Here is a 4,706-nt window from a genome sequence, read left to right as displayed (position 1 = left end):
GCTGATTTTTACTGCAAGAAGTACAATGAGGTTACCAAACACCAGCATAAGAGAGCCCTCGTCTTAACGGCACGTAAGCTTGTGAGACTGGTCTTTGCCTTGCTGAGCAAAGGCCAAATCTACCAACCGGGAGGTAATGGATAGATTTAGCAAATACATTTAACTGAATATCAGCTAAGTTTCCTTCCATTATTATCCAATATATGGTGGGTTTATTAAGTGTTGTCTTTTTTAGAGTTTTTGAGGCCTTTATTTTTCAAGGTTCCAAAAAATACCACTTGACATTACACCGCTTGTCTTTAAACAGCTCCTCCAATTGTTCTTTATTTTTAACACTGGTCAATGCCAATAACCTGTCATGAGGCATGATTTGGCTATCTCCTTTAGGGAAAATTACGCTTCCATCTCTTATAATCGATACAATAATACAATCTCCTGGGAAACTTATATCTCTTATTTTTTTCCCCACTAATTTAGAATCATCATCAATATCAGCTTCTACGATGGTCATATCTCCACTATCAAATGTAAGAAGTGTTTTCAATTTCCCAGCCACAAGCTCATTTTCGATCATATTTGCAATCAACGAGGTACTACTTACGGCCTTACCAACACCTAATTCCTTAAAGACCCTCTCATTCTTAGGGTTGTTTACCCTCGCTATCACCTTTTGTATACCAAATTTTATCTTAGCTAGCTGGCAAATAGCTAGATTGACTTCATCCTTCCCTGTTACTGCCACTACCACATCGCTATCTTCTATACCAGCATCTTCAAGATCCTGAATATTGGTCCCATCAGCATTCATCACAAATATACCCAACTCTTTTGCAATGGAATTACATCTGTCCTGATCCAATTCTATGAGTCTCACCTGATGATGTTGTTTTACCAGGGTTTTTACCAGGTAATAACCAACTTTACCCCCACCAATTACCATAATGTTCAACAAAAATACCCCCTTAAAAAATAACACCTTTTATTATGATCCTTATAGTCCAAACACTGTTTTTATCGTATCTATATACCTGTTGTCAACAGTACAGATAAGGATATCTTCTTTGTTGATTTCAAAATTGCTGTCAGGTATTAAATAAATATCACCCCTTTTAACCGCATTCAAATTAAACACACCGTTGGCTAATAAAGCATGTAACCTATTGTCATCAGGAATTTTTTTGACACTAAACTCGACGACATCAATATATTTGCTAATCTTAGCTATATACTTAATTCCATTTTCGAAAATAAATTTCCTGATATACTGTACACAAAGATCTGTTTGGCAAACCGTATCAATACCTATTTCATTAAAAAAAGCATTTTTAGCCGGTGTTAAAACCCTTGCTATAACCTTATTAACGCCGAATATATTTTTAGCTATTTGAGCAGCCATAATATTGACATTTTCATCCCTTGTAACTGCGGCAAAGACATCTGCATCTTCTATTCCGGCTTTTAAAAGTATATCCTCATCAATAGGAACCCCTTCAACCACGATTCCATTAAATCCGGTTCCCAAATTCTTAATAAATTTCGGATCTCTTTCAATTACCGCCACATCATGTCCCATATCAGAAAGAATACTGGCAAGGGTAGAACCCACATTGCTACAACCAGCTATAACAATATACATATCTATAATCTCCCCTTTATCGTCTATCTTAACTGGATTTCTCCATAGCTTGATACCAAATTTCTTTTGAAATCAATTCATCTTTGCAAAGTACACGTTCAACACCCAAATTCTTAAATACATCTTTATACTGTGGGTCATTGACAAGGCATAAAATATCGGTTTTACCAAAAACATTTTTCGCCAATTCACTAATTACCAGATTTTTTTCATCGCGATCCGATGCTGCTATTACTTTATCTGCCCTCAATATTCCGGCTCTTTTCATATCCTCTACTGAGGTTATATCACCACATATAACCAATATGCCGTCGCGTACAAGCCTCCTGATCTTGGAGTCGTCACATAATACCGATATACCGTATCCGGCTTCAAAAAACATCCTGCTCAGTATTAAGCTCATTACCCCTGAACCGATGATCAGCACAAACACCGCCATCACTCCTTAAATTGACTTATAATCATTTCTGCCGGGCAGATAACCTTTACATCAATATCCTTGAAAATAGGTATTTTTTCCGCATTTGATATCATTACAGCCACATTTTTTACATTAAAGTATTTCCTGGCAATCTGAGAAATCATTATATTTACATCATCATCACCTGTAACCACCAGAGCAATGTCTGCACTGGCTAAAAAACTATGCTGTAATACACCCATATCTGTAGCGTCACCAACAACCTTTATAACTCCGTTTAAATTATGGGGCAATTTATCAAACGCCCTTTCGTCTTTATCTACCACAGATATGTTATAACCTTTTTTACTGTACTCATTTACAAGATAGGAACCTGTTTCACCACAACCTATTATTACAGCTCTCATATGGCTCGCCTCCTACAAAAAAACCAGCTGAAAATTCCTTAGGATTTTACAGCTGGTTATCAGGCAACTGAACCCTGCAAGGCCCCTTTGCCCCATCTCCAAACTCTAAGATTCTATCCATTATAAAGACATAAATATATTCTCCTGTCTTTGTGCTTATATCAAAATGCACGCTTTTAACATTGGCTTCAGATATGCTACTTATGAGTTTCTCCAGCTCAGGCTTTACTATTTCCGAAAGTCTGACGCGCAATTCTTTTATAACCTTCTTACCTTCTTCCGATTGAAGCAGTGTCTTTTCAATTGGCGTCAATGCTCGCTCTAATCGCACAATAATCATATCGTGGCATATAAACGTCCTTGCACTTTCTGCACCTCTTCCAACCTTCTCCTTTTGAAATTTTATCATCAGATCACTTATCCGCGCCTCAAACTCGCCTTTAGTGCGGAATTTCAACATAACATAACACCTCCAAAATTATAGCCAGCCTTATATTTAAGGCTGGCTACAAAACATCCACACGGATGATCTGTCTCCATTTCCTTTTACCGAGCGTACCTGATAACAAGCTGCAAGCCCTTTATCAGGTCCACTCAATAAAAAAGTCACAGAAGTCAACTGTGACTTTACCTCTTTCTATGCCTACGAGGTTAGCTGTCGGGCTAGAACAGAAAGAGCATGTTCTTTTCTTTCGAAATTCGCCCCTTTGATGGTTCCCCCGTTTCACATAAGTGAATTCGGCATATTCGATTGTCTTTATTATATATCTGTAAATAATTTGTTGCAACAGCCGATAAACGCCGTAATACAGTGGGAAAACGATGTAATTTATATATTTATTAGTTTTGCACGCAATAGCTCTTGCAATCTCACTCTTTCACTTTGTTATATTATATTATTCTCGAGATCGAATAATTATTGATCTTAAAAAAAGAAAACGTAAAACTATCTAATTCTAAACGCCGCAGGATATTCTTTAGGCTCGCATCCTGTAACATCAATAATCAATGCCTGTTCATCACGAGTCCATTGGAGCGGCACATCATATCCTATAAGCTCTACTTTATCGATGTGCGGCAGAGCAAACTGTGAATTTGTTCCCAGTGTTTTTATGGTTATACGCCCATTCTCCGGCCATTTAAGGACAATGGCGTATAAAGTATCTCCTTTTGTAGTAAAGCGTATATCCTCACTCGTAAACGCACTCCGATGCGTATCAGTAAAAGCACCTTCAGCGACCTTTGTAGGTCCTTCACCAAAGATTTTCCACGGTCGCGTTCCATAGATGGCCTCCCCGTTAACCTTGAGCCAACCTCCAATTTCCATGAGGATTTCCTGTTCTGGCTCCGGTATGGTACCATCAGGCTTCGGCCCAATGTTGAGAAGTAGCGACCCGTTCTTGCTTACAATATCCACCAGATCACAGATGATATCATTAGGAGTCTTGTAATCATGGTTCTTTATATAGCCCCATGAGTTCTTTGACACCGATGTATCTGTTTGCCAAAAACGCGGTCGAATATCCGAGAGCTGCCCTCGCTCTATATCAAATACAGCTGTTCCTTCCTCAAACGCATTATTCTTATAGTTTATAGCGACCTCTTTGTTCCATTCTGCTGCTCTATTGTAATAGTAAGCTGCAAACTTTCTGAGGTATGGCTTAAATGCAAGATTTTGTATCCACCAATCAAACCACACGATCTGCGGCTGGTATTTGTCGACCAATTCACAAGCGCGGAGCAACCAGTCTTCTAAGAATTCCTCATCAGGAGGGCTGTCCTCAACGCTGCCCAAATCTTTGGGTGCAGGCATAGCAGGGCCATAAAAATCCTTGTAGCGCGGATCTTTTACATCTGAATCAAATTTCATCCCGCCGTCAAAAAACCACCAATGTTCAGCGCGATGGCTTGAAAGGCCAAAAACCAGCCCTTTTTCTCGAACTGCTGTCGCCAGCTCTCCTATAATATCCCTCTTGGGTCCCATATTGGCGGCATTCCATCTAGAAAGAGCACTATCATACATCTGGAAACCGTCGTGATGCTCAGCCACAGGAACGACGTATCGCGCTCCTGACTTTTCAAACAAGTCAGCCCATGCCTTAGGATCAAATTTCTCCGCTTTAAACATGGGTATAAAATCCTTATAGCCAAACTGGCTCTGCGGACCATAGGTTTTAACATGATGCTCAAACTCAGGAGTACCCTGCTGATACATATTGCGCGGATACCACTCGTTCCCAAA

The 4,706-nt window shown here is 39.3% G+C and carries 6 protein-coding genes, 1 pseudogene and 1 riboswitch; of the genes and pseudogenes, 1 reads left to right on the top strand and 6 read right to left on the bottom strand.

What is annotated here, in order from left to right; translation table 11 throughout:
- A pseudogene (locus tag BUB87_RS14285) lies at positions 1–144 on the top strand (IS110 family transposase); the annotation flags it as partial.
- Positions 145–256: 112 nt separating this feature from the next.
- On the opposite strand, the gene BUB87_RS13615 reads toward BUB87_RS14285, so the two are convergent.
- From BUB87_RS13615 to BUB87_RS13590, 6 genes are all read right to left on the bottom strand, one after another.
- Entirely contained in the window at positions 257–940 is a 684-nt protein-coding gene (locus tag BUB87_RS13615) for a potassium channel family protein (RefSeq protein ID WP_234946054.1), read from the bottom strand.
- A 51-nt stretch (positions 941–991) separates the two neighbouring features.
- On the bottom strand, positions 992–1,636 hold the full coding sequence (locus BUB87_RS13610; protein WP_073346587.1) for a potassium channel family protein: 645 nt from the start codon (positions 1,634–1,636) through the stop codon (positions 992–994).
- A gap of 28 nt (positions 1,637–1,664) precedes the next feature.
- Positions 1,665–2,075 (bottom strand): potassium channel family protein, encoded by a 411-nt coding sequence (locus BUB87_RS13605; RefSeq protein ID WP_073346585.1) that lies wholly within the window; start codon positions 2,073–2,075, stop codon positions 1,665–1,667.
- Positions 2,075–2,464, bottom strand: a complete 390-nt coding sequence (locus BUB87_RS13600) for a potassium channel family protein (RefSeq protein ID WP_073346582.1) — start codon at positions 2,462–2,464, stop codon at positions 2,075–2,077. The genes BUB87_RS13605 and BUB87_RS13600 overlap by 1 nt, the downstream gene beginning before the upstream one ends.
- Positions 2,465–2,510: 46 nt before the next feature.
- A complete protein-coding gene (locus BUB87_RS13595; protein ID WP_073346579.1) occupies positions 2,511–2,924 on the bottom strand; it encodes a Na-translocating system protein MpsC family protein in 414 nt (137 codons plus the stop codon).
- Positions 2,925–3,090: 166 nt separating this feature from the next.
- Positions 3,091–3,218: riboswitch (cyclic di-AMP (ydaO/yuaA leader) on the bottom strand.
- Between the two features lie 192 nt (positions 3,219–3,410).
- Positions 3,411–4,706, bottom strand: a 1,296-nt coding sequence (locus tag BUB87_RS13590; RefSeq protein WP_073346577.1) for an alpha-L-fucosidase, incomplete at its 5' end; no start/stop codon positions are given.

This window comes from Caldanaerobius fijiensis DSM 17918, from assembly GCF_900129075.1.
Lineage (GTDB): Bacteria > Bacillota > Thermoanaerobacteria > Thermoanaerobacterales > Caldanaerobiaceae > Caldanaerobius > Caldanaerobius fijiensis.
Note: the sequence above shows the minus strand (reverse complement) of the source record. Positions and strands in the feature narration are given on the sequence as shown.